Genomic DNA, 26,716 nt, shown 5'->3' with positions numbered 1-26,716 from the left:
GGATCGAGTCTATTCAGGCGGGCACGACCGCCAGCTCACGATCCCGCGGCACGAGCGGCGCCGCGACCGCCGGGCAGAGGGCGACGATGGCGAAGGCGACCGGGTAGCCGAGCCACCCGATCAGCGCACCGACCGCGGGCCCCACGACCGAGGCGGCCAGGAACTGCCCGGTGTTCTGCGTGCCGAGGGCGCGTCCCGACCAGAACGGGCCGGCGATCTCGGCGACGGACGTGTACGCCAGCCCGTTGTCGGCGACCGTCACCACAGCGGCCACCACGAGGATGATGGCCGCCGCGACCACGCCGAAGGCGGAGGCGGCGGCGAGGAGCAGCATCACCACGACCGCCGCGAGCGACACCCAGCGCAGCGGCCGGAGGTGGCTGCCGACGCGGTCGCTCAGCACGCCGACGCCGATCCGCCCGAGCGCGCCGGCGAACTGGCTCACGCCGATGACGATGCCGGCCGCCAGCGCGGGCACGTGCAGCCCCGACACCAGCCAGACGAGCCCGAACGTGGAGACGGTGAACTGCGGGATCACGAGCAGCATCGACACCGCGTGGATGCGCCACAGCAGCGTCGTCTCGCGGTACGGGCGCCACACGGCCTGCGGGTGCGCCTCCTCCCCCGCCCCGGCGGTCCGCGGCGGGCGCGGCGGGTCCACGATCCCGACCGCGCAGAGCACCGCCGAGACGGCGCACAGCGCGGTCGGCACGAGCAGCGCGAGCCCGATGCCGCCGACGGAGGCCAGGGTCGGGATGGTGACCGCCGCGATCGCGACCCCGAGGGGCTGGCACATCTGCCGGATGCCCATGGCGAGACCGCGCCGCTCCTTCGGGAACCACCCGATCACGACGCGCCCGCTGGCCGCATTGGGGCTGGCGGAGGCCATCCCTCCGACGAGGAACAGCGCGGCGAGCCCGAGGTACGACGACACGAGCATGGCGCCCAGCCCGGCCAGGGCGGTCAGTGCGAGCCCGGACGCGATCACCCAGCGCTCGCCGATCCGGTCGCTCAGCGCGCCCCACGCGATCAGCGTCAGCACCAGGCCGAGCGTCGGGGCGGAGGCCAGCAGCCCGGCCTGCGCGAGGCTGAGCCCGCGCTCCGTGTGGAGCAGCGGGATGAGGAACGCGGGCGTCGAGACGAAGACCGTGGAGCTGGCCTGCGCCGCGACTCCGAACGCCAGCATCAGCCAGGGGCGCGGGGTACGTGTTCGGGCGGTCATGGCCATACACTATCGGTATACCAAGTCGGTATACCAAAGGAGCGTCATGACCGACCCGTCGACCGTCTACGACCGCCTCCGCACCCAGATCCTGGAGCTCGAGCGCCTGCCGGGGTCGCGGGTGACCGAGCGCGGGCTGGAGGCCGAGCTCGGAGCCTCCCGCACGCCCCTGCGCGCAGCACTGCAGCGGCTGGAGGCGGAGGGGCTGATCGCGCACGAGGGCCGCGGATGGCAGGTCTCCCCCATCGACCTGGGCGAGATCGGGCGGCTCTCCGAGCTGCGGGACGCGCTCGAGACGGCGGCGGTGCGGCACACCTGCGCCCGCGCCGGCGACGACGCGATCACCGCCATCGCACGCACGCTCGACACGCAGCAGAGCGCGCACGGCCACGACGCGGCGGTGCGCGCGGGCGAGGACTTCCACGTGCGCCTGGCGGCGCTGTCGGGCAACCACTTCTTCGCCGACGCCGTGCAGTCGGCGATGACCCGCCTGGCGCGGACGCGCTGGCTGGAGGTGCGCACCGAGGAGACCCGGCGCGCCGCGTGGGAGGAGCACCGAGCGATCGTGGAGCTCGTAGGGCGTCGGGACGCGGACGCCGCCGCCGAGCGCATCCACGCGCACATCGTCGCGACCCACGACCGCCTGCTCGCGGCGCTCGACGCGGATGCCCGCGGGCTGCGCGCCCGGGGCCTCGCGATCGTGCGGTGACGCCGCGGGCTGAGCCCGGACATGCGAAGAGGGCGACCCGTGCGGGTCGCCCTCTTCGTGTGTTCAGTCCTGCGACTCGTGGTCGTCCGGTTCGGAGTCGTCCCGTTCGGGCGCCTCGCCCTCGTCGTCGTCCGGCAGCTCCTCGAAGAGCCCGGCCGGCGGCGTGAGCGTTAGCGTCCCCGCGGCGATGTCGACCTCGGGCACGATCGCTTTCACGAACGGCACGAGCACCTCGCCGTTGTCGGTCTTGATGGCCAGGAGGTCCTGAGCGGGGAGGTGGTCGACGCGCGCCACCGTGCCGACCGGCTGCCCGTCGCGGAGTGCGGACAGGCCGACCAGCTGGTGGTCGTACCAGGCGTCGTCCTCGTCAGGCAGCTCGGCGACGTCCTGGCTGACCCAGAGGATCGCCTTGATGAGCGTCTCCGCCTCCGTGCGGTCCTCCACGCCGGCGAAGAAGCCGACCGGGTGACCGTTGTACCAGCGGAGCTCGCGCAGCTCCAGCGTCTTGCCGTGCCATTTGGAGGCGGTGGGCACCTGGAGGGTGAACACCGCTCCCGGCACGAACCGCTTCTCGGGCTCGTCGGTGTAGAGCTCCAGCTTGATGGCGCCCTTGAGGCCGTGCGCCTTGGTCAGCCGGCCGACGCGTAGCTCGGTCTCGCCCGGACGCGGAGCGACCTCCTTGCGGGGCAGTTTGTGCTCCGACACCTCAGTCGTCGACGACGTCGACACGGACGCGCCGGCCGTCGGCCAGCGCGGTCACCACGGTGCGGAGGGCCTTGGCGGTCCGGCCGGAGCGGCCGATCACCCGGCCGAGGTCCTCGGGATTCACACGAATCTCGAGGACCTCGCCACGCGGGGAGCCCTTGGCCACGACGTGCACGTCGTCCGGGTGGTCGACGATGCCCTTGACCAGGTGCGTGAGCGCGGGTGCGAGCAAGGTGTTACGCCTTCTCGCCGTCGGCGGCGTCGTCGGCGATGGTCTCGGCCTCGGCCACGACCTCGGCCTCTGCGGCCTCCTCGGCCTCGACCTCGGCCTCGACGACGGCCTCCGCCTCAGCGGTGACGTCGGCCGGAGCGGCCTTCGGCTTCACGACGGACGACTTCTTCTCGTCGGCGACGAACTCGGCCTTGGCGTCCGCGGTGCGGACGGTGCTGACGGCGTTCTTGTCGCCCTTGAACTTGCCCCAGTCGCCGGTGAGCTTCAGCAGCGCCATGACCTGCTCGGTCGGCTGCGCGCCGACGCCGAGCCAGTACTGGGCGCGGTCGGAGTCGACCTCGATGCGCGACGGCTCCTCGGTCGGGTGGTAGAGGCCGATCTCCTCGATGACGCGGCCGTCACGCTTGGTGCGCGAGTCGGCGACGACGATGCGGTAGTACGGAGCGCGGATCTTCCCCAGGCGCTTCAGGCGGATCTTGACAGACACAATTCTCCTGTTTCGATGAGTGATGTTAAGTCGAGCTGACTGCCGTGGGCGTGGGGGCACACTCGGCAGGAGGTCTTTGGTCATCCCGCCGCACCGGATAGAGGGTCGGGTACGGGGAACTCAACTAGCTATTCTGTCAGATACCGCCCCGGTCGGGCCAATCGAGTCCCTCCGGCCGACGAGAACGGACGTCATACCCTCCATGCAGATCGAATTCTCGCCGTCGGAGCGCTCCACCATCGGGGTCGAGTGGGAGCTCGCCCTCGTCGACGGGACGACCGGCGACCTGGTCCAGATCGCCGACGACGTCCTCCGCGAGCTGGGCACGCCCGACGGCCGCGAGCACCCGCAGATCACCCACGAGCTGCTCATGAACACGGTGGAGCTGGTGAGCACCGTCCACCACACGGTCCCGGCGGCCATCGCCGACCTCCAGGGCCTCATCGATCTCGTGCGCGGCGTCACCGACCCGCTGGGCGTGGAGCTCATGTGCGCGGGGACGCATCCCTTCGCGCAGTGGTTCGACCAGAAGATCACCCCGAACGAGCGGTACGACCGCCTGCTCGACCGCACGCAGTGGTGGGGCAGGCAGATGATGATCTGGGGCATCCACGTGCACGTCGGCATCGACGCCCGCGACAAGGCGCTGCCGATCGTGAACGGGCTGCTCGCGTACTACCCGCACCTGCAGGCGCTGAGCGCGTCCAGCCCGTTCTGGGGCGGCGCGAAGACGGGGTACGCCTCCAACCGCGCGCTGATGTTCCAGCAGCTGCCGACCGCCGGCCTGCCGTGGCAGTTCGGCACCTGGGCGAACTACGAGGAGTACGTGCAGGACCTCGTGACCACCGGCGTCGTCACCGACCACAGCGAGGTCCGCTGGGACATCCGCCCCTCGCCCAAGTGGGGCACGGTGGAGATGCGCGCGTGCGACGGCCTCTCGACCACCGACGAGGTGGGCGCGGTGGCCGCGCTGATCCACTGCCTCACCGACCGGATGTCGGGCCGCCTCGACGAGGGCGAGGAGCCGATGACGCTCCAGCCCTGGTTCGTGCGCGAGAACAAGTGGCGCGCCGCGCGGTACGGCCTCGACGCCGAGATCATCGTCGCGCCCGACGGCTCCGAGCGCCTGGTGTCGGAGTGCCTGCTCGAGCTGGTGGACGACCTCGCCCCCGAGGCCGAGCGGCTCGGCTGCGTCGAGGAGCTGCAGACCATCCCGCGAATCCTGGAGGGCGGCGCGAGCTACCAGCGGCAGCTGAGCGTCGCCGAGGCCAACGGCGGCAGCCTGCAGGCGGTCGTCAGCTCGCTGACGCACGAGCTGCGCTCCGGACTCGGCGGCTGAGCGGCGCCGCTCGGCTCACCCATAGCCTGTGGGGCTACGCTCGCCGCATGACCGCACGCCGCCCGCTGACCGCGCTCGCCCTGGCGGCGGTGAGCGCGCTCGCGCTCGCGGGCTGCTCGTCGGCGTCTGCGGCACCCGACGGCGGAAGCGCCACGGCCACCGGGCCCGCAGACGGCCTGCGCGTGGCCGTGATCGGCGACTCCATCGCCGCCGGGCTCGGCGTGGAGGACGGCGAGGCCTGGCCGGACCTCCTCGCCGCCGAGAACGGGTGGAGGCTCTCCAACCTCAGCTCGTCCGGCGCGGGTTTCGTCGCGACGGACGGCGACGGCGACGACTTCGGTCCCCAGGTCACGGCGGCGATCGCCGCTGACGCCCAGCTCGTCCTCGTCGGCGCCTCCGACAACGACCTCGGCGCGGACGACGCCGACGCGCGGCAGGCGACCGCCGACGCCGTCCAGCAACTGCGGGAGGGTCTCCCCCACGCGCAGATCGTCGGCTACGGCGCGCTCACGGGTGAGGCGACGGACGAGCAGCTCGCCGATGTCGATCAGGCCCTGCGCGACGCCGTCACGGCCGCGGGCGGCGTGTGGCTCGACCTCGGCCAGCCCTATCGCTCGCAGGAGGGACTCGTGCAGGACGACGGCGAACACCCCACCGCCGCCGGCCAGCGGGCCATTGCGATGGCGGTGCGCTCGGCCCTCGCGGCCGCGGGCGTGACGGTCACGACGACCACCGGAACCGCCTCCTCCACCCCGAGCCCGTGAACAACGCCTGACGACGCGCCGCACCGCACACAGGGTTTTGGCAGGTTTCGCGTTCTACCCTCGCACCGTGCCCTCGTCAACCCCCAGCGGCGCGCGCCCGAATCGCCGCCGCAGCGCCTCGCTGGCGCTCGCCCTCGGGGCGCTCGTCGCCCTCGCCGCCGCCGGTTGCACCGCGGCACCCGCGCGGCCCGTCGCCGCCGACGGCGCCGCCGCCGCTGCCGCCCCCGCCGAGAGCGACCGGCCGCAGGTCATCGCGATCGGCGACTCCATCGCCTTCGGCAAGGGCGTCGCACCCGACGAGGCGTGGCCGGCGGTCGTCGCCGAGCAGCACGGCTGGGGCCTCACCGACCTCGCGGTCTCGGGCTCCGGCTTCGTGAAGCCCGGCTGGAACGGCACCACCTACGCCGACCAGGTCGACCAGGCGCTGAAGCTGCACCCCGACTACATCCTCGTCGCGGCGACCCGCAACGACCGCGCCTCCGACCCGGCACAGGTGACGGAGTCGGCCGATCGGCTGCTGGGCGAGCTGCGCGACGCGTTCCCCGAGGCGCACATCATCGGCATCACGACGGTGTGGGGCGCCGACGCCCCTCCGCCCGAGGTCGCACGGGTCAACGGCATCGTCGGCGCGGCGGTCCGCGGCGTCGACGGCGACGTCCTCGACATCGGCTACCCGCTGGCCGGCCACCCCGAGCTGGTGCAGAAGGACGGCATCCACCCGAACGCGGCCGGCGAGCGCGCGGTCGCGGCGGCGATCGAGGAGAAGCTGGCGCCGCTGTCGAAGGCGCTCTAGCGGATCGCGCCTACCGCCCCGGTAACTACCGCCCCAGGAACTTCTGCAGCGCCGCCAGCTCCTCCTCGCTGGGGCCACCGGCCGGGGCCTGCGCCCCTCCGCCGCCGAGGCCGAAGCCGCTGCCCGTGGGGGTCGAGGCGCCGCCGGGCTTGCCGCCGCTGGCGAGCAGGGCGTTCTCGGCCGCGCGCTTCGCCGGGTTGCCGGAGCGCGAGCCGCCCTTCTTCTTCTGGGCCTGCTTCTTGCCGCGGCCGCCCGCGTAGCCCGCACCCGGGATCGGACCCATGCCCGGGACGTTCGGCACGCCGCCCTTGGCGACGGTCTTCATCATCTTGGCGGCCTGCTCGAAGCGGGTGACGAGCTGGTTCACCTCGGTGACCGTCGTGCCGGAACCCTTCGCGATGCGGAGGCGGCGGGAGCCGTTGAGCAGCTTGGGGTTGGTGCGCTCGGCGGTCGTCATCGACTGGATGATCGCCTCCGTGCGCACGATCTCCTTCTCGTCGAAGTTGTCGAGCTGCTGCTTCATCTGGCCGGCGCCCGGCAGCATGCCCATCATCTTCTTGATGGAGCCCATGTTGCGCAGCTGCTGCATCTGCTTGAGGAAGTCGTCGAGCGTGAAGCTGTCGGTCGCGAACTTCTCGGCGACCTTGCGCGCCTCCTCCTCGTCGAAGGCCTGCTGGGCCTGCTCGATGAGGGTGAGGATGTCGCCGAGGTCGAGGATGCGCGACGCCATGCGGTCGGGGTGGAACGGCTCGAAGTCGTCCAGGCCCTCACCGGTGGAGGCGAAGATGATCGGGCGGCCGGTGACGGAGGCGACCGAGAGGGCCGCGCCGCCGCGCGCGTCGCCGTCGAGCTTCGAGAGCACGACGCCGGTGAAGTCGACGCCGTCCTGGAAGGCCTTGGCGGTCGCGACGGCGTCCTGACCGATCATCGCGTCGATGACGAACAGCACCTCGTCGGGGTCGGTCGCCTTGCGGATGTCGGCCGCCTGCTTCATCAGCTCGGCGTCGACGCCCAGTCGGCCGGCGGTGTCGATGATGACCGTGTCGTACTGCTTGTCGGCGGCGAACTTGAGGCCGTCTTTGGCGACGCGCACCGGGTTGCCGACGCCGTTGCCCGGCTCGGGCGCGAACACCGCGACACCGGCCTGCTCGCCGACGATCTGCAGCTGGGTGACGGCGTTGGGGCGCTGGAGGTCGGCGGCGACCAGCAGCGGCGTGTGGCCGTCCTTCGCGAGCCACTTGCCGAGCTTGCCCGCGAGCGTGGTCTTGCCGGCGCCCTGGAGGCCGGCGAGCATGATGACCGTCGGCGGGCGCTTGGCGAACTCCAACCGGCGCTGCTGACCGCCCAGGATGGCGACGAGCTCCTCGTTGACGATCTGCACGACCTGCTGGGCCGGGTTGAGGGCCTTGTTGACCTCGTCGCTGAGCGCGCGCTCGCGCACCTTGCCGGTGAAGTCCTTGACCACCTCGAGCGCGACGTCGGCGTCGAGCAGCGCGCGCCGGATCTCGCGCACGGTCCCGTCCACGTCGGCAGGAGAGAGCTTGCCCTTGGTGCGCAGGTTCTTGAAGGTGTCCGCCAGACGGTCGGACAGCGTCCCGAAAGTAGCCATGATCCTGTCAGTCTACCGGGGCGGGCTGGGCGTCAGTTCTGCGTCTCCACCGCGACCACGTCCCCGCGCACGTCGAACGACACCGTGAGCAGCGAGTCGCTCTCGTCCGGGGCGATGGAGTAGTCGAAGGTCGCGAACACCTCGTCCTCGTCGCTGTGGTCCGGCTGCAGGACGACGCGCAGCAGCTGAAGGGAGCGCAGCACGTCGATCGCGATGTCGCCGGAGTTGTAGACGAGGAGGTCGACCAGGCTGTCGCCGAGCTTGTCGACGTGCTCGTCGATGTAGCTCGTGGTCGCCGATTGGCGCGAGCTCAGCTCCGCGACGAGGGCGTCGCGCGCCCGGGCGTCGAAGCCCTCCAGCGCCTGCAGGAGCGCCGCCGCGGCGTCGAGCGCGAACGGAGGCACCGCCTTCTCGTCGTCCGCGATCAGCTCCACGTCGACGGTCTGGTCGGCGAGCTCCGCGCTGTCGTCCCAGGCGAGGCCACCGCTCGCGGTCTCGTCGATGACGCCGAAGAAGTCGTGCTCGATGGCCATGGGACGACCCTATCCTCCGGCCGGCTCAGCCGACGAGCTGCTGGGCGAAGACGTGCGGGGTGAAGCCGGTGAGGTCGTTGATGCCCTCGCCCTGGCCGACGAGCTTGATCGGCAGGCCGGTGCGCTCCTGCACGGCGAGCACGAAGCCGCCCTTGGCCGAGCCGTCGAGCTTGGTGAGCACGAGGCCGGTCACGCCGGCGTGCTCCAGGAACGCCTCCGCCTGCGCCAGGCCGTTCTGGCCGGTGGTCGCGTCGAGCACGAGCAGCACCTCGGAGATGGGCGCCTGCTTCTCGACGACGCGCTTGATCTTGGACAGCTCGTCCATCAGGCCGCCCTTGGTCTGGAGGCGCCCCGCGGTGTCGATGATGACGATCTCGGTGCCGTCGGCCTTCGCCTTCTCGACGGTCTGGAAGGCGACGGAGGCCGGGTCCTGCCCCTGCTGCTGCGGCCGGACGATCGCGGCGCCCGCACGCTCGGCCCACGTGGCGAGCTGCTCGACGGCCGCCGCGCGGAAGGTGTCGGCCGCGCCCACCACGACCGAGCGGTCGTAGGTGCGCAGGAACTTGGCGAACTTGCCGATCGTCGTCGTCTTGCCGACGCCGTTCACGCCCACCACGAGGACGACGGCCGGGCGCTCGCTGAGCTTGAGCGTGGTGTCGAGCTTCGACAGCCGCTCCTCCAGCGTCTCACGCAGCATCCGCTGCAGGTCCGCCGGGTCGGTGGTGTGGTACCGCTCGACCTTGGCGCGCAGGTCGTCGACGACCGCCTCGGTGACGTCCGGGCCGAAGTCGGCGGTGATGAGCGCCGTCTCCAGGTCGTCCCAGGTGGTGTCGTCGATGGTCTTCTTGGCGAACAGCCCGCGGAGGGCGTTCGACAGCGACCAGGGGGTGCGTTCGGCCATGCCCTTCAGACTAGTTGGTAGCGTGTCGGCATGTTCTCCCTGGTGGCGGTGTCGGCCCAGCTCGCCGAGCAGCTCGTGGCGATCGAGACGGGCGGCGACGACGCCGTCCATCAGGCGCGCACGCGCGTGCGCCGCCTCCGCAGCATCCTCTCGGTGTACCGCAAGGCGTTCGAGCGCGAGGAGGCCACGCGGCTGCGGGAGCGGCTCAAGCAGCTCGGCGACCGGCTGGGCGCTGCACGGGATCTGGAGGTGCGGGCGCTCGCCCTCGAGGACCTCCTGGAGGCCGACACCGACCCGGAGGTCGTCGACCGCGCCGAGGCGCTGGCCGCGTCGGTGCGCGCGGAGTACGAGGTGGCGGTGCGCGACCTGCTGAGCCGGCTGCGCTCGCGGGGACACCGCCGGCTGCTGGCCGATGTGATCGCGTTCGCCGCCGCGCCGCCGCTCTCCGACCTCGGTCGCGATCACCCGCGGCGCGTCATGAAAAAGGGGCTGAAGAAGGCGCTCAAGCGCGTGCGCCACGCCCACGGCGAGAGCCTGGAGGAGCGCCACGAGACCCGGAAGGCCGCCCGGCGCCTCCGCTACGCCGCCGACGCCGTCGCCGACGACCTCGGGCGCGATGCGGTGCATCTGTCGGCATCCGCCGAAGCGGTGCAGGACGCGCTCGGCGACCACCGCGACCTGGCCCTGCTCGCGCGGTACCTGCGGGAGCACGACCTGCCGAGTCTCGCGCAGCGCTGCGAGCAGCGCGCCGACGAGGCGCTGGACGGCGCGCGCGAGGCCCTGGAGAACTTGCTCGGCTAGCTCGGCTAGCTCGGCTAGCTCGCCTGCTCCTGAGCGATGCGCTGGCCGACGACCGCCGAGACGCCGTCCTGCCGCATCGAGACGCCGTAGAGGGCGTCCGCGATCTCCATCGTCCGCTTCTGGTGCGTGATCACGATGAGCTGGCTGTTCTCGCGCAGGTCCTCGAAGATCGTCAGCAGCCGGCCGAGGTTCGCGTCGTCGAGCGCCGCCTCCACCTCGTCCATGATGTAGAAGGGGCTGGGGCGGGCCTTGAAGATCGCGATCAGCAGCGCGACCGCCGCGAGCGACCGCTCGCCGCCGGAGAGCAGCGACAGGCGCTCGATCTTCTTGCCAGCCGGCTTCACGGCGACCTCGATGCCGGTGGTGAGGAGGTCGTCGGGGTTCGTCAGCGAGATGCTGCCGGTGCCGCCGGGGAACAGGATCGGGAAGACGCGCTTGAACGCCTCCTCCGTGTCGGCGAAGGCGGACTCGAAGATGGTCTGCATCTTCTCGTCGATCTCCTCGATGATCGTGAGGAGGTCCTTGCGCGTGTTCGTGAGGTCGGTGAGCTGCTCGGTGAGGAACTTGTGCCGCTGCTCCAGGGCCGCGAACTCCTCCAGCGCCAGCGGGTTCACGCGGCCGAGCTGGCCGAGCTTGCGCTCTGCCTGGGCGAGCCGCTTCTGCTGCTGCTCGCGGACGAAGGGGACGGTCGGAGGCTCCTCGTCGTCGGCGGGCTCACCCGCATCGCGATCGCGGTCGACCGGGATGGGCACCTCGGGGCCGTACTCGGCGACCAGGACGTCCTCCACCAGGCCGAGCTCGCTGCCCGCGCGCTCCAGCAGGCTGGAGAGGTGCAGCTTCTTCTCGTAGATCTGCAGCTCGAGACCGTGCACGCTCTCGGTGATGCCGTGAAGGCGCTCGCGGAGCGCGTTCTCCTCGCGGCGCACGGTCGCGAGCTCCTCGTTCTGGCTGGAGCGCTGGGCCTCGGCGGCGGCCAGCTCGACGCGGGCCTGCGCGACCGAGCGGTCGGCGGAGTCGAGCACGGCCGGGAGGGCGTCGACGACGCGCTGCGCGGCGTCGAGCTGACGGCGGCGGATGACGGCGCGACGGGCGGCCTCCTCGGCGGCGGCGCGCTCGGCCTCCAGCTGCTTCGCGAGGGCCGCTCCCCTGGCCTGCTCGGCGCGCACGCGCTCCTTGGCGGTCTCGACGGCGAGCCGCGCCTCCACCTCCGCCTCGCGGGCGGCGTCGAGCTCGGCCGAGAGGGCGTCGCGGGCGCTGACGTCGAGGATGGGGCGCGGACGCGAGCGTGCCTCCTCCAGCGCCGCCTTCGCGGAGTCGGAGGCGGTCTCGGCCTCGGCGACGCGCTCGGCGGCCTGCTCCAGCGCCTTGGTCAGGCGGCCCACCTCGGCGTCGGCCGACTCGAGCTGCGAGCGGAGGCGGCTCTGCGCCTCCGACTGTGCGGCCAGGCGTGCGTCGTGCTCACGCAGGGCGGCCAGGGCGGCCTGCGACTGCTCCTTGGCGACGGTCAGCACACCGCGCTGCTCGGCCAGCGCGAAGCCGGCCCGGTCGATCAGCGACAGCACCTCGGTCAACCGCTCCTGCGCGGCGTCACGGTCGGCGATCAGCTCGATACGGCTCTGCTTGGCGCCGGAGCCGCCGCGCAGCACGTACTCGCTCAGCACGTCGCCGCTTCGCGTGATGATCGTGGCGGGCGCCGGGAGGCCGCGGTCGCGGAAGGCGCGGAACGCCGCCTGGGCGGCCTCGACGTCGTCGGCCACGGCCGTGAAGGCCAGGATGCCGAGGATGCCGTCCGGCGCCTCCACCACCGACGCGGCCGGCACGACGCCCGCCACGCCGGACAGGTCGACGGGAGGCGCGACGGCGTCGGCGACCACGACCTCCACCCGGCCCAGGTCGTCGGCGGCGGCGCGCTCGACGGCCCCGAAAGCGGCGTCGCGGTCGTCGGCCAGCACGGCGTCGGCGATCGTGCCGAGGGCGGCGGCGACGGCCGCCTCGAAGCCCGGGTGCACGCGGACGTGCTCGGCGACGAGGCCGCGCACGCCGGCCGGGCGGGCGGCGACCAGCGCGGCCGAGCCGTCCTTCTGGTCCAGCGCCATCGACAGCGCGCTCGTGCGGGCGGCGAGGGCGTCGCGCTCGCGCTCGAGCGCGTGCAGCTCGTCGCGCAGCCGCTCGATCTCTGCCTCCGCCTCGAAGACGTCGGCCTGGGCGATGTCGTAGGCCTCGTCGAGGGCGCCCTCGACGCCCTCGGTCTGCGCCTCCTCCTCGTGCGCCTCGAACGCGATGGCGGCGCGGTCGCGGCGTTCGGCGGCGGCGTCGAGCGCGTTCTGCTGGCGCAGCACCTCCCCGCGCACCGCGGCGAGGCGCTGGGCGGCGGCCTCTGCGCGGCCGCCGAGCGTCGAGATCTCCAGGTCGTGCTTGGAGACGAGCGCGCTCTGCGCGGCGATCTCCTCATCGACGGCGTCGAGCCGGGAGCGGGCGGAGCGGGTCGCGGCCTGCGCCGCCTGCCAGGCCGCCTCGGCCTCGGCGACGACGCCGCGCAGGCGCTCGGCCTCGTCGGCTGCGTCCTGGACCATCTGCGGGCTGACGCGCGGGCCGTCGTCGGGGGCGTCCGACTGGCTGCCGAGCAGCGCGAGCCGCTGGTTCGCGAGCGTGTAGAGGCCGCGCAGCCGCTCCTGCGCCGACTCCAACGCGAACGCGACGCTGCGGGCACGGTCGACGGCGTCGCCGACCTGCTCCTGCTCCAGCCGGGACCGGCGCAGCTGCTTCTGCTCCAGCTGCTCCTGCAGCACGATCTGCTCGGTGTGCCGCTCGGCCTCGGTGCGGGTGTGGTCATCGAGGGTGCGGCGCAGGCCGACCACCTCGTCGGCGAGGAGGCGCGCGCGGGCGTCGCGGACGACGGCGGCGATGGACTGCGCCTCCCTGGCGATCTCGGCCTGGTGACCGAGCGGCTTCAACTGGCGGCGCACCTCCCCCGCCAGGTCGCTCAGCCGGGTCAGGTTCGCCTGCATGGCGTCCAGCTTGCGGAGGGTCTTCTCCTTGCGGCGGCGGTGCTTGAGGATGCCGGCCGCCTCCTCGATGAAGCCGCGGCGGTCCTCCGGTGTCGCCCGCAGCACGGCGTCGAGCTGGCCCTGGCCGACGATGACGTGCATCTCGCGGCCGAGACCGGAGTCGCTCAGCAGCTCCTGCACGTCCAGCAGCCGGCAGGACTGGCCGTTGATCGCGTACTCGCTGCCGCCGTTGCGGAACAGCGTGCGCGAGATGGTGACCTCGGAGTACTCGATCGGCAGGGCGCCGTCGGCGTTGTCGATGGTGAGCTGCACCTCCGCCCGGCCGAGCGGGCCGCGGGTCGAGGTGCCGGCGAAGATGACGTCCTCCATCTTGCCGCCGCGAAGGGTCTTGGCCCCCTGCTCGCCCATCACCCAGGCGAGCGCGTCGACCACGTTCGACTTGCCGGAGCCGTTCGGCCCGACCACCGCGGTGACGCCCGGCTCGAAGGCGAACGTCGTCGGCTGCGCGAACGACTTGAAGCCCTTGAGCGTGAGACTCTTCAGATACACGCAGGTGAATTTACCGGACGTTCACGCCTCCGCCCGCGGGGAGCGCCGCGCGGAACGGGAGGAGATACGCCGCGACACGCCGCATCAGCACGGAAAAGGGAGGAGGCCGCGGCCGTGGCGGCTGCGACCTCCTCCCTTTTCACGGGTCGGCTAGGCGACGCCCAGGTACGCCTCCTTGATGGCGGGGTCGGCGAGCAGCTCGCGGCCGCTGCCGGCGCGGGTGATGCTCCCGGTCTCCAGCACGAAGGCGCGATGTGCGCGGGCCAGCGCCTGGTTGGCGTTCTGCTCCACCAGCAGGATGGTCGTTCCCTGCTTGTTGATCTCGGTGATGATCGAGAAGATCTGCCGGATGAACTGCGGGGCGAGGCCCATCGACGGCTCGTCGAGCAGCAGCAGCCGCGGGTTCGACATCAGCGCGCGCCCGATGGCGAGCATCTGCTGCTCGCCGCCGGACATCGTGCCGCCGAGCTGCGTGCGCCGCTCCGCGAGCCGCGGGAACAGGCCGAACACCCGGTCGAAGTCCTCGCCCATGTTCGAGCGGTCCTTGCGGCCGAAGGCGCCCATGTCGAGGTTCTCGTACACGGTCATGCCCGGGAAGATGCCCCGGCCCTCCGGCGCCTGCGAGATCCCGCGGACCACGCGGATGTGCGCCTTCATCTTCGTGATGTCCTGGCCGTCGAACGTGATGGAGCCGGCCGACGGGTTCAGGATGCCCGAGATCGTCTTCATCGTGGTCGTCTTGCCGGCGCCGTTGGCCCCGATCAGCGTCACGATCTCGCCCTCCTCCACGGAGAAGGACATGTCGTGGATCGCCTCGATGCGGCCGTATGCCACACGGATGTTCTTCAGCTCAAGCAACGTCATCTTCAGGCTCCCCGAGGTAGGCGGCGATCACGCGCGGGTCGTTGCGGATCTCGTGCGGCACGGCGTCCGCGATCTTGCGCCCGAACTCGAGCACCACGATCCGATCCGTGACGCCCATGACCAGCTTCATGTCGTGTTCGATCAGCAGCACGGTGTAGCCGTCGGCCCGGATGGTGCGGATGAGCTCCATGAGCTCCTCCTTCTCCGCCGGGTTGAAGCCGGCGGCCGGCTCGTCCAGGCAGAGCACCTTGGGGTCGGTGGCGAGGGCGCGCGCGATCTCCAGCCGCCGCTGGTAGCCGTACGGGAGGTGCCGCGACAGCGTGCCGGCGTGGTCGGCGATGCCGACGAACTCCAGCAGCGCCATGCCGCGTTCGATGGCCGACTTCTCCTCGCGGGTGTGCCGCGGCAGGCGCAGCAGTGCACCGGGCACCGAGGTGCGGTGCCGGGCGTCGAGGCCCACCACCACGTTCTCGAGCGCCGTCATCTCGCCGAACAGCCGGATGTTCTGGAACGTGCGCGCCAGTCCCATCCGGGTGATCCGGTGCTGCTTCTGCCCCTTGATGGAGGCGCCCTCCAGCAGCACGTCGCCGCTGGTCGGCTTGTAGACGCCGGTCATGGCGTTGAAGCAGGTCGTCTTGCCGGCGCCGTTCGGGCCGATCAGACCGAGGATCTCGCCGCGGCGGATGTCGAACGACACGTCGTCGAGTGCGAGCAGGCCGCCGAACTTGACCGTCAGGTTGCGCACTTCGACGATGTTCTCGCCGACCTCGACCGCGATCTCGCGGTCGGGGGCGGCCGCCTCGGCGACGGCGAGGTCGATGCCCGCCGCCTCCAGCTCCTCCTCGTTCACACCGAGCTCTGTCGTGGCCGGCACCTCGTCGGGCGCCGAGCCGGGGGTCCGCTGGTCGGTCATCGCAGGCCTCCTCTCGCCGCCTGGGCCACCGCTTTATAGGCATGCCTGCCGTAGGCGAGCAGTTTCTGCCGCGCCGGGAACAGGCCCTGTGACCGGAAGATCATGATCAGCACCAGGGCGATGCCGAAGATCAGGTACTTGTAGTCCGCGATGGCGGTGAACCGCAGCGGGATGTACGCCACGATCGCGCCGCCGAGCATCGCTCCGACCTTGTTGCCCGCGCCGCCGAGCACGACGGCCGCGAGGAACAGGATGGAGGTCTGCACGTCGAACTTCTGGTTGTTCACGAAGCCGACCTGGCCGGCGAACAGCGCTCCGGAGAGGCCGCCGACGCCGGCGCCGATCGCGAACGCCCACACCTTGTACTTGAAGGTGGGAACGCCCATGATCTCGGCCGCGTCCTCGTCCTCGCGGATGGCGATCCAGGCGCGACCGACGCGGCTGCGCTCCAGGTTGCCGACCAGCAGCAGGATGATGATGATCACCGTCACCGTCAGCCAGTACCAGGGCACGCCGTTCGAGTTCGAGAAGATCGGGACCCCGTCCGCGTTCTCCCCCGGCGGGTGGCCGACGTTCTGGAAGCCGACCTGGCCCTTCATCGCCGGGATGATCGTCGCCAGGATGCGCACGATCTCACCGAAGCCGAGGGTCACGATGGCCAGGTAGTCGCCGCGGAGGCGGAGCGTCGGCACGCCCAGGATCACGCCGAAGATCATCGTGATCGCCATGGCGACCGGGATGGTCCACAGGTACGGGATCTTGAGGAACGGCGAGTCGGGGCTCGTCAGCATGGCGGCCGTGTACGACCCGACCGCGAAGAACGCGACGTAGCCGAGGTCGAGCAGGCCGGCGTAGCCGACGACCACGTTCAGGCCGATGGCGACGAGGGCGTAGACCGCCATCGAGAAGCACGCCAGCGGCCAGTCGTTGCCGGGAGCCGTCGTGAGCGGGAAGAAGTTCAGGTACGGCAGGGCGTACGCGAGCGCCGCGACGATCAGCAGCCACAGCCACTGGATCTGGCGCGGGAGGTTGTTCCAGCGGTCGCGGACCGGCTGCAGGAACCCGCCGCGCTTGGTGCCGCGCGCGGCCTCCATCGCGTCGTCGGCCTGCTCCGACCGGCCGTCGGGCAGGACCTTGGGGCCTTCTGTCATGCTCATGCGCGGCTCCTTCCGAGCGAGGTGCCGAGGATGCCGGTGGGCTTCACCAGCAGCACCAGGACGAGGACCACGAACGCGACGACGTCGGTCCACTGCGAGTCGCCCAGCAGGATCTGGCCGTAGTTGCCGATCACGCCGAGCAGGAGGCCGCCGAGCAGGGCGCCGCGGACGTTGCCGATGCCGCCGAGCACGGCGGCGGCGAACGCCTTGACGCCGAGCACGAAGCCGCCGTTGTAGATGACGCCGGACGGAACGAGCATCACGTAGAACAGCGCGGCCGCGCCGGCCAGGATGCCGCCGGTGATGAACGTGATCTGGATGATCCGCTCCTTGTTCACGCCCATCAGGGTCGCCGTGTCGGCGTCCTGCGCGACGGCGCGGATGCCGCGACCGGTGCGGGTGCGGCGGATGAACAGGTCGGTCCCGACCATGAGGATCACCGAGGCGATCACGATGATCAACTGCTGGCTGTTCACGATCGTCCCGAAGACGTCGAAGATCGGCGTCGGGATGAACATGGTCACCGCCGGCTCCGCGTTCGCGCCGCGGATCAGGAAGATCAGGTACTGGATGGTGAACGACGCGCCGATCGCGGTGATGAGGAACACCAGGCGGGGCGCGTTCCGTTTGCGCAGCGGCCGGTAGGCGACGCGCTCCAGCACCCATGCTGTGGCCGCCGCCGCCACCATGCCGACCAGTCCCGCGAGGACGAGGTCGCCGATGATGGCCGCCGGGCTGAGGTTGGGGGCGCTCGGCCCGAAGCCGAGCGAGGTCAGGGTGATCACGACGCCGTACGCGCCGACGATGAACACCTCGGAGTGGGCGAAGTTGATGAGGTTGAGGACGCCGTACACCAGCGTGTACCCGACGGCGATGAGGCCGTAGATGGCCCCGAAGGTGAGGCCGTCGAAGGTTGCGCTCCAGAAGTTCTGGATGAGGGCGTTGACGTCGAAGTTGATCCAGGAGTTGTCGCCGACAGCGGCATGCATGGCGAGGGTTTCGAGCATTCGAGCTTCCAGGGGTCAGTGCCGGCCGGGCGGACCCGATCGGCGGGAGGAGGCGGAGCGCGGTGGGGTGCCGCGGACCACGGTGGTGGCCCGCGGCACCCTCACGTGCCGGTTATTCGCCGATGGTTCCGATCGGGACGATCTTGCCGTTCTCGACCTTGTAGCCGTAGACGGCGGGAGCCTGGAGCTCACCGGTGGCGTCCCACTTGTAGTGCTTGCTCAGGCCGTCCTTGTCGTAGTCCTTGACCCAGGCGAGGAGGTCGGCGCGGGTGGTCTTGCCCGCGTCGATGCCCGCGAGCAGGACGGTGGTGGCGTCGTAGCCCTCGATCGAGTACGTGCCGGGCTCGGCGTTCGCGAGCTTCTTGTACGCGCCCTCGAAGTCGGGGATGAGCTCACCCGGGATGCAGGGGCAGGTGAAGTACGCGTTGCTCGACGCGTCGCCGGCCAGCTTGATGAACTGGTCGTCCTTCACGCCGTCCGGTGCGACGAAGGTGCCCTTGAAGCCCTTCGAGACCAGCTGCTGGTCGAACGGAGCGCCCTCGGCGTAGTAACCCGCGTAGTACACGGCGTCCGGCTTCGCGTTGATGATCTTGGAGATCACCGCGGAGAAGTCCTTCTGGCCGGTGGTCACCTTGTCGGTGCCGACGAGCGCGTCGCCGAGCGCCTTCGAGGTCTGGGTGCCGAGGCCGATGCCGTAGTCGGAGTCGTCCTGGACGAGGTAGACCTTCTTGGCCTTCAGCTGGTCGGTGAGGAACTTCGCCGCCGCCGGGCCCTGAACGGCGTCATTGCCGAGGCCGCGGAAGAAGGTCTTCCAGCCGTTCTGGGTCAGGCCGGGGTTGGTGGCCGACGGGGTGATGTGGACCAGCCCCTGCTGCTCGAAGATGTTGCCGGTGGCCTTCGACTCGCCCGAGAACGGGAGGCCGACGACGCCGATGATGTCGGCCTCGTTGACGGCCTGGGTGACCGGGCCGGTGGCCTTGTTCGGGTCGCCCTCGGTGTCGAACTTCTTGAAGCCGACCTGGCAGTCCTTGTTCGACTCGTTGTGCTGGTCGAGCGCGAGCTGGATCCCGTTGTAGATGTTGATGCCGAGCTGGGCGTTGGGGCCCGTCTCCGCGCCGATGTAACCGATGGTCAGGCCGGCAGGACAGGTGGCCTTTCCGTCGCCCGCGGGGAGGACGGCGTCCTTCGGGACGTCCACCGAGGTGATGGCGGGGATGTCGACCTTGTTCGAGCTCCCGCCGCTCGTGGACCCCCCGGTCGACGCCTGGTTGGCGCATCCCGCGAGGAACAGCGCGGCTGACGCTGCAACAGCCGCACCGATGATCACTTTCTTCCGTAGCATCTCTTGCCTCTCGACGTGAATTCGTCGCGAACGCGGCGTGGTTGCCGCGTCGCACCACGAATATGTGTGCTGAGACTACAGGGAATGCAAGCATTTGCAACCGACCGGGACGCGCAGATTTACACGATCGAAACGAAACCGGTCGCCGCTTTTCACACGCGCGCGGTCCCGGGGTTACGCTGCTGGGGCGTGTGAGGCTCGAGGAGGTGCCAGCCGTGGAGATCCGCCGTCTTCCGCTCCCTGACGCGTGCGGCACGCCCGAGTCGGCCGCCTTCGAGGAGCTGATCGGGGTGCTCAACGGGATCGCCGTGGGCCTCTGGGGCAACGACGACTTCGTCGAGACCGCCGAGGAGGCGCTGGCTTCGCTCAGCGCACAGGAGTACATCGAGAAGATCGTGCTGGTCGCCATCGAGGAGGGCGCGATCGTGGGCCGCGTGCTGGCCGAGTTCCCCCTCGACGAGCAGGCGGAGACCGCCTCCCTGCTGGTCGACGTCGCGCCGGCGCTGCGCGGCCGCGGCATCGGCTCCGCACTGCTCGGCGCCGGGGAGGAGCTCGCGGCCGACGGCGGCCGGCGGGTGGTGCACGTGTACACCGAGCATCCGGTGGCGTCGCTGCCGGCGGAGGGGCCGTGGGTGCATGCGCCGGTCGGCGCGACCGGGCTGCCACGCGCGGACCCGTCGGTGCGGTTCGCCCTGCGGCACGGCTACCGGCTGGGTCAGATCGAGCGGTCCAGCGAGCTCACGCTGCCGCTGCCGGCGGCGCGGGAGGCGGCGCTCGCGAGCACCGCCTCCACGGTCCAGGGCTACCGGGTGGTGTCGTGGTTCGGGGCGGCGCCCGCGGAGCTGGTGGACGGGTTCGCCGCGCTGAAGGCCCGGATGTCGATCGACGCGCCGCAGGCCGCGCTCGCCGTGGACCGCGAGGAGTGGACGGCCGCGCGGGTGCGCGCGCAGGAGGCGGAGCTCGCCCGGCGCGACGAGCCGCTGCTGGTGACGGCGGCGCAGCACCTGGCGACGGGCGAGCTCGCCGCCTACACCGAGCTGGCGGTCCCGGCCGATGGGGAGAAGGCGGAGCAGTACGACACGCTCGTCGCCCGCGACCACCGCGGGCACCGGCTCGGCACGCTCGTGAAGCTGCACAACCTCCACGAGCTGCAGCGCCGGTCCCCGCGGGTGCGCCGGGTGCTCACCTGGAACGCCGACGAGAACGACCCGATGCTCGCGATCAACCGCGCGTTCGGCTTCCGGCCGCACGCGCTGACGGGGTCGTGGCAGAAGGAGCTGTGAGGCCGACGCACGCGGCCGGTGCGTCGGTCAGCGCTCGCGCGGTGCGACGACGCGCGGGATGACGGCACCGGCGATCGCGGCGCCGATCAGCGGCGGGACGATCGCGAGCCACACCTGGGCCAGCGCCTCCTGGCCGCCGTAGAGCGCGGACGCGAGCGCGCGGGCGGGGTTGAGGGAGGTGTCGGAGACCGGGATCGAGACCAGGGCGAGCATGGTCAGCGTCAGGCCGATGGCGAGCGGCGCGAACGCGTTCTCGGCGCCGGCGCTCGTCACGCCGAGGATCACGGCCACGAAGACGAAGGTGCCGACGGCCTCCACGAGGAACACGGAGCCGATCGAGAAGCCGCCCGGCGAGAGTGGGCCGGAGCCGATGGAGGCGAACCCGCTCTGCTGCGCGGACGCGAGGAAGCCGTGCGGGCCTCCCGCCGCGATGAGGAGCAGCACGGTTGTCGCGAGCACCGCGCCGACGAGCTGCGCCAGCGCGTAGAGCCCGACATGCCGCCACGCGAACCGGCCGGCGACCGCGAGCCCGAGGGTGACCGCCGGGTTGAAGTGGCCGCCCGACACCGGGCCGAAGGCGTACGCCGAGACGACGACGCCGAGGCCCAGCGCGAGCGCCACCCCGGTGAAGCCGACGTTCATGCCGTCTGCCCCGGTGAACCCTGCCGCGAACACCGCGGTGCCGACGACGGCGAAGACGAGGACGAAGGTGCCGGCCGCCTCGGCGGCGAGGCGGCGCCGCAGCCCCGGCGTCCGATCCGCGGGGCGGATCACGGGGATGGCGGAGGTGAGGGGGGCGTCGGACACGGCGGACTGCTTTCACGGAAGGGGTCGGGGACCTCGGCAGCGTAGCCGCGACGCCCCGGACCGTTCGGGCGTCTCCGTGGGGCGTCCGCCGATCTTCAGTGGTCGGCCTTCAGTGGTCGGCGTCGCTCAGTGGTCGGCGTCGCTCAGTGGTCGCGTGCTGTTCCGTCGTCGGCCGTCACCAGCGGGTCGGGCGTGGCGCGCGTCACCACGCCCGCGGCCTCCGTCGGGAAGCCGTTGCGCACCCAGTACTCGTACCCGCCCAGCAGCTCCCGTACGTCGAGACCCGCCGCGAGCAGCGTCCGGGCGGTGGCCGTCGCGCCGTTGCAGCCGGGGCCCCAGCCGTAGACGACCAGGGTGCGGTCGCGGGGCAGCTCGCCGATGCGCGCGTCGAGCTCCGGGCTCGGGAGGTGCAGGGCGCCGGCGATGTGCCCGTGGTCCCAGGAGGCGCGCCTGCGCGTGTCCACGAGGACGGCCTCCCCCGCTTCGACGGCCTCCGCCGCGGCCACGATGTCGAGCTCGTACGCCAGGCGCGCCTCGACGTGCGCCAGCCGCACCTCCAGGTCGGCGGGCGCCGGTGCGCTGCTCACGCCCGCGCCGCAGGGTCGAGCAGGCGGGCCAGCTGCGGGAGCTGCTCCGGATCTTCGAGGGCAGAGCCGACCGCGACGACGCGGGCGCCGGCGCGGAGGAAGTCGCCCGCGTTCGCCGCGCTCATGCCGCCGGTCGTGACGAAGCGCGCGGCGGGGAACGGCCCGCGCATGGCGCCGAGCCAGGAGGTGCCGAGCACCGAGGCCGGGAACGCCTTCAGCCAGGTCAGCCCCGCCTTCATCGCGAGCTGCACCTCGCTCGCCGTCGCGACGCCGGGCATGCTGAGCAGGCCCGCGTCGTGCGAGGCGCGCACCACGTCGAGGTCGAGGCCGGGGCTGACGGTGAACGCGGCCCCTGCGGAGACGGCCTGCTGCACGTGCTCGAGGGAGACCACCGTGCCGGCGCCGACGACCTTGCCGCGCTCCTTCGCCGCGGCCGCGACGACGCGCAGCGCCTCCACGTCGTCCAGGCTCTGGATCGGCAGCTCGACGACGTCGATGCCGAGGTCCCACGCCGTCGTCGACACCGCGAGGCTGCGCTCGGCGCCCATGCCGCGGAGGATCGCCATGAGCGGCGCTGCGCCGAACAGCTCCTCGAATGCTGCGTTGTCCACGGTCGTCCCTCTCTCTGTAACGTTCATCGGGTCTCGATTCCTTCTGCGGCGATGCCGACGACGTCGTCGGTGGACTGCAGCACGAGGTGGGCGCGCCGGTGGCCGGACAGCAGCCGCTCGGCCGCGCCCTTCCCCGCGAGCCGCGCCGCGAGCCAGCCCGCGGCGAACGCGTCGCCCGCGCCGACCGCCTCCACGACCTCCGTCGGGATGGCGGGCACGAACACCGCGCCGTCGGCGGTGAACTCCGTCGCGCCGACGTCGCCGTCCTTGACGATGAGGTGGGCGGGGGCCGGGATCAGCGCCCGCACCTCGTCCGGGGTCGCGCACCCCCACAGCGTCTCGGCCTCGTCGAGCCCGACGAAGACGATGTCGGACCGGTTCGCGAGCGCGAGCAGCACCGGCGCGGCAGCGGCAGCCTCCCACAGCGCCGCGCGGTGGTTGACGTCGAAGCTCAGCTCGGTGCCGTCGGCCGCGGCCACCCGGTCGATGACCGCGTCGATCATGCGGGAGCAGCCGCCGGAGAGCGCCGGGGTGATGCCGGAGACGTGCACGATCGATGCCTCGTCGAGCGGGACGCGAGCGACGCTCTCGGCCGTCATCCGCGACGCGGCGGAACCGGCGCGGTAATAGAGGACGCCATGGCCGGGGTCCTTGAAGTAGACGCCGGTGGGCGCATCCGGGTCGAAGACCACCCAGCGGGTGTCGACGCCCAGTTCAGCGACCATGCGGTGCACCCGGTGGCCGAGCACATCGTCGCCCAGGGCGCTGACCCACGCCGTGCGGTGGCCGTGGGCGGCGACGTGCGCGGCGACGTTCGACTCCGCTCCGCCGATGGTGAGGCGGAGGTCGTCCGCGTCGGCGAGGCGTGTCGCGTCGCGCGGGGTGAGCAGCGCCATCGTCTCTCCGAGGGCGATCAGGGCGGGCGTGTCGGAGGCGGTCATCGTCGCGCCCTCGCCTCCTCCAGGTAGTTGTACGCGGTCACCCGCGAGATGCCGAGGCGCTTGGCGATGGCCTCCACCGACTTGCGCATCTGCGTCGCGCCGCGCTGGTCGAGCCGCTCGAGGACGGTGATCTTGTCGTCGCGCGACATGCTCTCGACCGGGCGGCCGATCTCGCGGATCGCGTCGCTGATCATCGAATCCATGACGCTCACCAGGTCGCTGCCGAAGTGCTCCCGGGGCGCATCGGGGGCGGCCCCTTCTGGCGGCAGGAGCGCGGCGAGCACGTTGCGGGCCTGCTGCAGCGGGCTGAGGTCGACGTTGACGCACAGCGAGGCGATGATGTCGCCCGCGGCGTTGTGGAAGTAGACCGAGGAGCAGCGCAGCTCGCGCCCGTCGCTGGTGTGACCGGTGTAGCCGTACGCGTCGTGGTCGCCTCGGCGGTCCTTCAGCACATCGAGCCCGAGCGAGGTGGAGGGGCCGCCGACGGAGCGCCCGGTGACGTGGCCGTTCTCGATCGCCACGATCGTGTGGCCCAGGTCGACGTCGGCGCCGTCGAGGTTGTGCAGCACGATCTCGGTCGTGGGGCCGGCGGCCGCGGCGAGCGCCCGCATCACCGGGCGGTAGAGGCGCAGGACCTCCTCGGCGCTCTCGTAGGTCTGACGCGCTGCGTCGTCGGCGAGGGCCGCCGTGGCGTGCTCGGCCGCAGTTCTGATCCTCATCGCTCTCCCTCGACGGTAGGGTACTGAACAAATAATACGGCAGTTGGACAGAATGTCTATTCGCCTGTTAGCTTGTCCCCACTCAACACACCCCACCCAGCAAGGAGGCTCGGATGACGACTGTGACCGCACAGCGGGGTCTGTCCCGCACGCAACGCAAGACGGTCGCCGGGGGCGCCATCGGCACCCTCATCGAGTACTACGACTACTACCTGTACGGCCTGGCGGCCGCCGCGGTCTTCCCGACGGTCTTCTTCTCGTCGAACGACCCCGTGATCGCCCAGCTCGCGTCGTTCGCGACCTTCGCCGTCGGCTTCTTCCTGCGCCCGGTGGGCGGCATCATCTGGGGTCTCGTCGGCGACAGGATCGGCCGCAAGACCGTGCTCATGAGCACCGTCATCGGGATGGGCCTCGCGACCGCCGGCATCGGCCTGATCCCCTCCGACCAGGCCATCGGGATTGCGGCACCGCTGCTCCTGCTGTTCTTCCGGCTCCTGCAGGGCTTCTTCGTCGGCGGCGAGATGGGCGGCGCGGCGACGATGGTCGTCGAGGCGGCGCCCACCGGCCGGCGCGGGCTCTACGGCGCGTTCCTGATCAGCGGCGCCGGCATCGCCAACGTCGTCTCCGGCGGGTTCATGGCGGCGCTCGGGCTCACCCCCGAGTCGTGGTTCCTGCAGTGGGGCTGGCGCATCCCGTTCGTGTTCTCGCTCGTGCTGGCGATCGTCGCGGTGGTGCTGCGCCGGCACCTGGAGGAGTCGGAGGAGTTCCTCGACACGCAGGCGATCCAGATCGCCGCCACCGGCAAGAAGGCGAACCCGCTGGTCGAGGCGTTCCGGCACCCGAAGAACGCGATCATGGGCATCCTGATCGGCCTCCCGCAGTCGATCGCGGGCTACGTCGTGCTCACCTACGGGCTGGCCTTCATGGTGTCGGACAAGAACCTCCCGGCGTGGATGGGCTTCGCCGGCACGATGATCGTCGGCCTGCTGCAGATCGTCGTCGCCCCGCTGTGGGGCGCGATCTCGGACCGCATCGGCCGCCGCACGGTGTACATCATCGGCTGCGTCGGCTTCGCCCTGATGGTCTATCCGGCCTTCATGCTGTTCAGCACCGGCAACATGTGGCTGATCTGGCTGGGCCAGATCCTCGGCTTCGTCGTGTTCGGTGTCGCCATGCAGGCGACGCTGTCGACGATGCTCGCCGAGATGTTCGACCCGGAGGCGCGCACGACGGGCGTCAACATCGGATATCAGGTGTCGAACACGCTCGGCGGCGGGCTCGCCCCGCTGATCTGCACCGCGCTCGTCGCTGCGGCGGGCGGGTCGTTCTGGCCGGTGGTCGCGTACGCGGCGGTCATCTCGATCGTCGGCGTGATCGCCACGCTGAGCGCGTCGATCCGGCCGGATGTCGAGGGCGCGGGTCGCCTGCACGAGCTGGCCGCGACCGCTACCGTCAAGAAGTCCCGCTGAGCGAGGAGGAGTCCAGGATGAACCGCGCCGAGGATGCGTACCCGACCGCACACGAGGTGCTGACGGCACGCGACGTGCTGACGGCACGCGACGTGCTGACGGCACGCGACGTGCTGACCACGCGTGACAAGGGCCTGCCCGACCGGGCGGTCGGCCGCACGGTCGCCGAGTTCCTGGCGACGGGGCCGCGGCTGCGCGAATTCTGGACTCCCCTCATCGCTCTCGACGACGCCGCGATGACCGCCAACATCGCGACGATGGCGGCCTGGTGCGCCGAGCGCGGCTTCGATCTCATGCCACACGGCAAGACGACGATGGCCCCGGCCCTGTGGCAGCGCCAGCTCGACGCCGGCGCGACCGGCATCACCCTCGCGACGATGGGTCAGGTGCGCACCGGGCGCGACCTCGGCCTGACGTCGATCATGTTGGCCAACGCCGCCGTCGACCCGCGGTCGCTGGCCTGGCTCGCCGGCGAGCTGGCGGACCCGGACTTCCGGTTCGTGTGCTGGGCCGACTCCCTCGCCACGGTGGAGGCGATGGAGGCGGGCCTCATCGCCGGCGGTGCACCGCGCGCGGTCGACGTCTGCGTCGAGCTTGGCGCCGCCGGCGGCCGGACCGGCGCGCGCTCGGCCGCGGAGGCCGTCGCGGTCGCCGAGCGCATCGCCGCCTCCCCGGTGCTGCGCCTCGCGGGTGTCTCCGGCTACGAGGGCAGCCTCGGCCACGACCGCTCCCCCGCCTCCCTCTCCGCCGTGACGGCGTACCTCGAGGCGCAGCTCGACCTGCACGGCGCGCTCGCCCCGCTCTACGACGACGGCGACCTCGTGGTGACAGCGGGAGGCAGCGCCTACTTCGACATCGTCGCGCGCGTTTGGGAGGGCGCCGCCCGCGACGGGCGCACGCGCTTCACCCTGCGCTCGGGCGCGTACATCACGCACGACGACGGCTTCTACCGCGGCATCTCCCCCTTCGATGAGGGAGCCTCCTCCGGCGCGGGTGGGGAGACTGCGGAGGCACCGCGGTTCGTCAACGCCCTGCACGGGTTCGCCCGCGTGGTGTCGAGTCCGGAGCCGGGCCTCGCCCTGGTCGACGGGGGCAAGCGGGACTTCCCCTACGACGAGGGGCTCCCCATCCCGCGGGCGTGGCGCATCGACGCGTCGGAGCCGTGGCGCCCCCTCCAGGCCACGGTGTCCGCCATGAACGACCAGCACTCGTACGTGCGCTCGGAGGAGCACCTGCCGATCGGGGCGGAGATCCGGCTGGGCCTGTCGCACCCGTGCACGGCCTTCGACAAGTGGCGCCTGCTGCCCGTCGTCGCGTCGGCGGACTCCGACCTCGTCGTCGACCTCGTCCGCACGTGGTTCTGA

Annotated in this window: 25 protein-coding genes and 1 pseudogene; 8 read left to right on the top strand and 18 right to left on the bottom strand. The window is 71.6% G+C overall.

Annotated features, from left to right (window positions below; all coding sequences use genetic code 11):
* Positions 1 to 13: 13 nt before the first annotated feature.
* Complete coding sequence (locus tag P5G50_RS11235) at positions 14 to 1,222, bottom strand: MFS transporter (RefSeq protein WP_301208953.1); 1,209 nt, start codon at positions 1,220 to 1,222, stop codon at positions 14 to 16.
* Positions 1,223 to 1,268: 46 nt separating this feature from the next.
* On the opposite strand from P5G50_RS11235, the gene P5G50_RS11230 reads away from it, so the two are divergent.
* A complete protein-coding gene (locus P5G50_RS11230; RefSeq protein WP_301208955.1) occupies positions 1,269 to 1,931 on the top strand; it encodes a GntR family transcriptional regulator in 663 nt (220 codons plus the stop codon).
* A 63-nt stretch (positions 1,932 to 1,994) separates the two neighbouring features.
* Here P5G50_RS11230 and rimM read toward each other — a convergent pair whose 3' ends face one another.
* From rimM to rpsP, 3 genes are read right to left on the bottom strand one after another with little or no spacing between them, the layout of a single operon-like run.
* Positions 1,995 to 2,636, bottom strand: a complete 642-nt coding sequence (gene rimM / locus P5G50_RS11225; protein WP_301208957.1) for a ribosome maturation factor RimM — start codon at positions 2,634 to 2,636, stop codon at positions 1,995 to 1,997.
* A gap of 1 nt (position 2,637) precedes the next feature.
* Positions 2,638 to 2,868, bottom strand: a complete 231-nt coding sequence (locus P5G50_RS11220; RefSeq protein ID WP_301208960.1) for an RNA-binding protein — start codon at positions 2,866 to 2,868, stop codon at positions 2,638 to 2,640.
* A 4-nt stretch (positions 2,869 to 2,872) separates the two neighbouring features.
* On the bottom strand, positions 2,873 to 3,355 hold the full coding sequence (gene rpsP, locus P5G50_RS11215; RefSeq protein WP_301208962.1) for a 30S ribosomal protein S16: 483 nt from the start codon (positions 3,353 to 3,355) through the stop codon (positions 2,873 to 2,875).
* A 202-nt stretch (positions 3,356 to 3,557) separates the two neighbouring features.
* On the opposite strand from rpsP, the gene P5G50_RS11210 reads away from it, so the two are divergent.
* From P5G50_RS11210 to P5G50_RS11200, 3 genes are all read left to right on the top strand, one after another.
* Positions 3,558 to 4,694 carry a glutamate--cysteine ligase gene (locus P5G50_RS11210; protein WP_301208964.1) on the top strand — a complete coding sequence of 379 codons (1,137 nt, stop codon included), beginning with the start codon at positions 3,558 to 3,560 and terminating at the stop codon, positions 4,692 to 4,694.
* 47 nt (positions 4,695 to 4,741) lie between these two features.
* Complete coding sequence (locus P5G50_RS11205; protein ID WP_301208966.1) at positions 4,742 to 5,458, top strand: SGNH/GDSL hydrolase family protein; 717 nt, start codon at positions 4,742 to 4,744, stop codon at positions 5,456 to 5,458.
* Positions 5,459 to 5,525: 67 nt separating this feature from the next.
* Complete coding sequence (locus P5G50_RS11200; protein ID WP_301208968.1) at positions 5,526 to 6,251, top strand: SGNH/GDSL hydrolase family protein; 726 nt, start codon at positions 5,526 to 5,528, stop codon at positions 6,249 to 6,251.
* A 25-nt stretch (positions 6,252 to 6,276) separates the two neighbouring features.
* Here the strand turns inward: P5G50_RS11200 and ffh are convergent, their stop codons facing one another.
* From ffh to ftsY, 3 genes are read right to left on the bottom strand one after another with little or no spacing between them, the layout of a single operon-like run.
* Positions 6,277 to 7,860, bottom strand: a complete 1,584-nt coding sequence (gene ffh, locus P5G50_RS11195; RefSeq protein ID WP_301208970.1) for a signal recognition particle protein — start codon at positions 7,858 to 7,860, stop codon at positions 6,277 to 6,279.
* Between the two features lie 32 nt (positions 7,861 to 7,892).
* On the bottom strand, positions 7,893 to 8,393 hold the full coding sequence (locus P5G50_RS11190; RefSeq protein WP_301208973.1) for a DUF2004 domain-containing protein: 501 nt from the start codon (positions 8,391 to 8,393) through the stop codon (positions 7,893 to 7,895).
* A gap of 25 nt (positions 8,394 to 8,418) precedes the next feature.
* Complete coding sequence (gene ftsY / locus P5G50_RS11185; protein WP_301208976.1) at positions 8,419 to 9,294, bottom strand: signal recognition particle-docking protein FtsY; 876 nt, start codon at positions 9,292 to 9,294, stop codon at positions 8,419 to 8,421.
* Between the two features lie 30 nt (positions 9,295 to 9,324).
* Between ftsY and P5G50_RS11180 the strand changes: the two genes are divergently transcribed.
* The gene (locus P5G50_RS11180; protein WP_301208978.1) at positions 9,325 to 10,095 is read left to right on the top strand and encodes a CHAD domain-containing protein; all 771 of its coding nucleotides are present in this window, start codon (positions 9,325 to 9,327) and stop codon (positions 10,093 to 10,095) included.
* Positions 10,096 to 10,112: 17 nt separating this feature from the next.
* Here the strand turns inward: P5G50_RS11180 and smc are convergent.
* From smc to P5G50_RS11150, 6 genes and pseudogenes are all read right to left on the bottom strand, one after another.
* Positions 10,113 to 13,652: pseudogene (smc, locus tag P5G50_RS11175) on the bottom strand (chromosome segregation protein SMC); the annotation flags it as partial.
* A 150-nt stretch (positions 13,653 to 13,802) separates the two neighbouring features.
* Complete coding sequence (locus P5G50_RS11170) at positions 13,803 to 14,516, bottom strand: ABC transporter ATP-binding protein (protein ID WP_301208979.1); 714 nt, start codon at positions 14,514 to 14,516, stop codon at positions 13,803 to 13,805.
* On the bottom strand, positions 14,503 to 15,429 hold the full coding sequence (locus P5G50_RS11165; protein WP_301208981.1) for an ABC transporter ATP-binding protein: 927 nt from the start codon (positions 15,427 to 15,429) through the stop codon (positions 14,503 to 14,505). The genes P5G50_RS11170 and P5G50_RS11165 overlap by 14 nt, the downstream gene beginning before the upstream one ends.
* Entirely contained in the window at positions 15,426 to 16,586 is a 1,161-nt protein-coding gene (locus P5G50_RS11160) for a branched-chain amino acid ABC transporter permease (protein ID WP_301208984.1), read from the bottom strand. The genes P5G50_RS11165 and P5G50_RS11160 overlap by 4 nt, the downstream gene beginning before the upstream one ends.
* Positions 16,583 to 17,593, bottom strand: a complete 1,011-nt coding sequence (locus P5G50_RS11155; RefSeq protein ID WP_301208987.1) for a branched-chain amino acid ABC transporter permease — start codon at positions 17,591 to 17,593, stop codon at positions 16,583 to 16,585. Before P5G50_RS11155 ends, P5G50_RS11160 begins: the two co-directional genes overlap by 4 nt.
* A 112-nt stretch (positions 17,594 to 17,705) precedes the next feature.
* On the bottom strand, positions 17,706 to 18,935 hold the full coding sequence (locus P5G50_RS11150; protein ID WP_301208989.1) for a branched-chain amino acid ABC transporter substrate-binding protein: 1,230 nt from the start codon (positions 18,933 to 18,935) through the stop codon (positions 17,706 to 17,708).
* A gap of 215 nt (positions 18,936 to 19,150) precedes the next feature.
* Between P5G50_RS11150 and P5G50_RS11145 the strand changes: the two genes are divergently transcribed.
* Positions 19,151 to 20,218: a GNAT family N-acetyltransferase gene (locus P5G50_RS11145; RefSeq protein ID WP_301208992.1), complete on the top strand. Its 1,068-nt coding sequence runs from the start codon at positions 19,151 to 19,153 to the stop codon at positions 20,216 to 20,218.
* 27 nt (positions 20,219 to 20,245) lie between these two features.
* Here P5G50_RS11145 and P5G50_RS11140 read toward each other — a convergent pair whose 3' ends face one another.
* From P5G50_RS11140 to P5G50_RS11120, 5 genes are all read right to left on the bottom strand, one after another.
* On the bottom strand, positions 20,246 to 21,025 hold the full coding sequence (locus P5G50_RS11140) for an aquaporin (RefSeq protein WP_301208994.1): 780 nt from the start codon (positions 21,023 to 21,025) through the stop codon (positions 20,246 to 20,248).
* 143 nt (positions 21,026 to 21,168) lie between these two features.
* Complete coding sequence (locus tag P5G50_RS11135; protein WP_301208997.1) at positions 21,169 to 21,612, bottom strand: rhodanese-like domain-containing protein; 444 nt, start codon at positions 21,610 to 21,612, stop codon at positions 21,169 to 21,171.
* Complete coding sequence (locus P5G50_RS11130) at positions 21,609 to 22,223, bottom strand: bifunctional 4-hydroxy-2-oxoglutarate aldolase/2-dehydro-3-deoxy-phosphogluconate aldolase (protein ID WP_301208999.1); 615 nt, start codon at positions 22,221 to 22,223, stop codon at positions 21,609 to 21,611. Before P5G50_RS11130 ends, P5G50_RS11135 begins: the two co-directional genes overlap by 4 nt.
* Before the next feature lie 23 nt (positions 22,224 to 22,246).
* Entirely contained in the window at positions 22,247 to 23,164 is a 918-nt protein-coding gene (locus tag P5G50_RS11125; RefSeq protein WP_301209002.1) for a sugar kinase, read from the bottom strand.
* Entirely contained in the window at positions 23,161 to 23,883 is a 723-nt protein-coding gene (locus tag P5G50_RS11120) for a helix-turn-helix transcriptional regulator (protein WP_301209005.1), read from the bottom strand. The genes P5G50_RS11125 and P5G50_RS11120 overlap by 4 nt, the downstream gene beginning before the upstream one ends.
* 113 nt (positions 23,884 to 23,996) lie before the next feature.
* Between P5G50_RS11120 and P5G50_RS11115 the strand changes: the two genes are divergently transcribed.
* Both P5G50_RS11115 and P5G50_RS11110 read left to right on the top strand, forming a co-directional pair.
* Complete coding sequence (locus tag P5G50_RS11115; RefSeq protein ID WP_301209007.1) at positions 23,997 to 25,352, top strand: MFS transporter; 1,356 nt, start codon at positions 23,997 to 23,999, stop codon at positions 25,350 to 25,352.
* Between the two features lie 17 nt (positions 25,353 to 25,369).
* Entirely contained in the window at positions 25,370 to 26,716 is a 1,347-nt protein-coding gene (locus P5G50_RS11110; protein WP_301209009.1) for an alanine racemase, read from the top strand.

It is taken from the genome of Leifsonia williamsii (genome assembly GCF_030433685.1).
In the GTDB taxonomy this organism is placed as follows: Bacteria; Actinomycetota; Actinomycetes; order Actinomycetales; family Microbacteriaceae; genus Leifsonia; species Leifsonia williamsii.
Note: the sequence above shows the minus strand (reverse complement) of the source record. Positions and strands in the feature narration are given on the sequence as shown.

Bases quoted from the DNA above. Each gene is read 5' to 3' on its own strand.
- P5G50_RS11120 (WP_301209005.1), bottom strand. From the start codon at position 23,883: ATGAGGATCAGAACTGCGGCCGAGCACGCCACGGCGGCCCTCGCCGAC.
- P5G50_RS11170 (WP_301208979.1), bottom strand. From the start codon at position 14,516: ATGACGTTGCTTGAGCTGAAGAACATCCGTGTGGCATACGGCCGCATC.
- P5G50_RS11165 (WP_301208981.1), bottom strand. From the start codon at position 15,429: ATGACCGACCAGCGGACCCCCGGCTCGGCGCCCGACGAGGTGCCGGCC.
- P5G50_RS11110 (WP_301209009.1), top strand. From the start codon at position 25,370: ATGAACCGCGCCGAGGATGCGTACCCGACCGCACACGAGGTGCTGACG.
- P5G50_RS11190 (WP_301208973.1), bottom strand. From the start codon at position 8,393: ATGGCCATCGAGCACGACTTCTTCGGCGTCATCGACGAGACCGCGAGC.
- P5G50_RS11230 (WP_301208955.1), top strand. From the start codon at position 1,269: ATGACCGACCCGTCGACCGTCTACGACCGCCTCCGCACCCAGATCCTG.
- P5G50_RS11125 (WP_301209002.1), bottom strand. From the start codon at position 23,164: ATGACCGCCTCCGACACGCCCGCCCTGATCGCCCTCGGAGAGACGATG.
- P5G50_RS11235 (WP_301208953.1), bottom strand. From the start codon at position 1,222: ATGACCGCCCGAACACGTACCCCGCGCCCCTGGCTGATGCTGGCGTTC.
- P5G50_RS11180 (WP_301208978.1), top strand. From the start codon at position 9,325: ATGTTCTCCCTGGTGGCGGTGTCGGCCCAGCTCGCCGAGCAGCTCGTG.
- P5G50_RS11150 (WP_301208989.1), bottom strand. From the start codon at position 18,935: ATGCTACGGAAGAAAGTGATCATCGGTGCGGCTGTTGCAGCGTCAGCC.
- P5G50_RS11160 (WP_301208984.1), bottom strand. From the start codon at position 16,586: ATGAGCATGACAGAAGGCCCCAAGGTCCTGCCCGACGGCCGGTCGGAG.
- ffh (WP_301208970.1), bottom strand. From the start codon at position 7,860: ATGGCTACTTTCGGGACGCTGTCCGACCGTCTGGCGGACACCTTCAAG.
- P5G50_RS11210 (WP_301208964.1), top strand. From the start codon at position 3,558: ATGCAGATCGAATTCTCGCCGTCGGAGCGCTCCACCATCGGGGTCGAG.
- P5G50_RS11205 (WP_301208966.1), top strand. From the start codon at position 4,742: ATGACCGCACGCCGCCCGCTGACCGCGCTCGCCCTGGCGGCGGTGAGC.
- P5G50_RS11155 (WP_301208987.1), bottom strand. From the start codon at position 17,593: ATGCTCGAAACCCTCGCCATGCATGCCGCTGTCGGCGACAACTCCTGG.
- ftsY (WP_301208976.1), bottom strand. From the start codon at position 9,294: ATGGCCGAACGCACCCCCTGGTCGCTGTCGAACGCCCTCCGCGGGCTG.
- P5G50_RS11115 (WP_301209007.1), top strand. From the start codon at position 23,997: ATGACGACTGTGACCGCACAGCGGGGTCTGTCCCGCACGCAACGCAAG.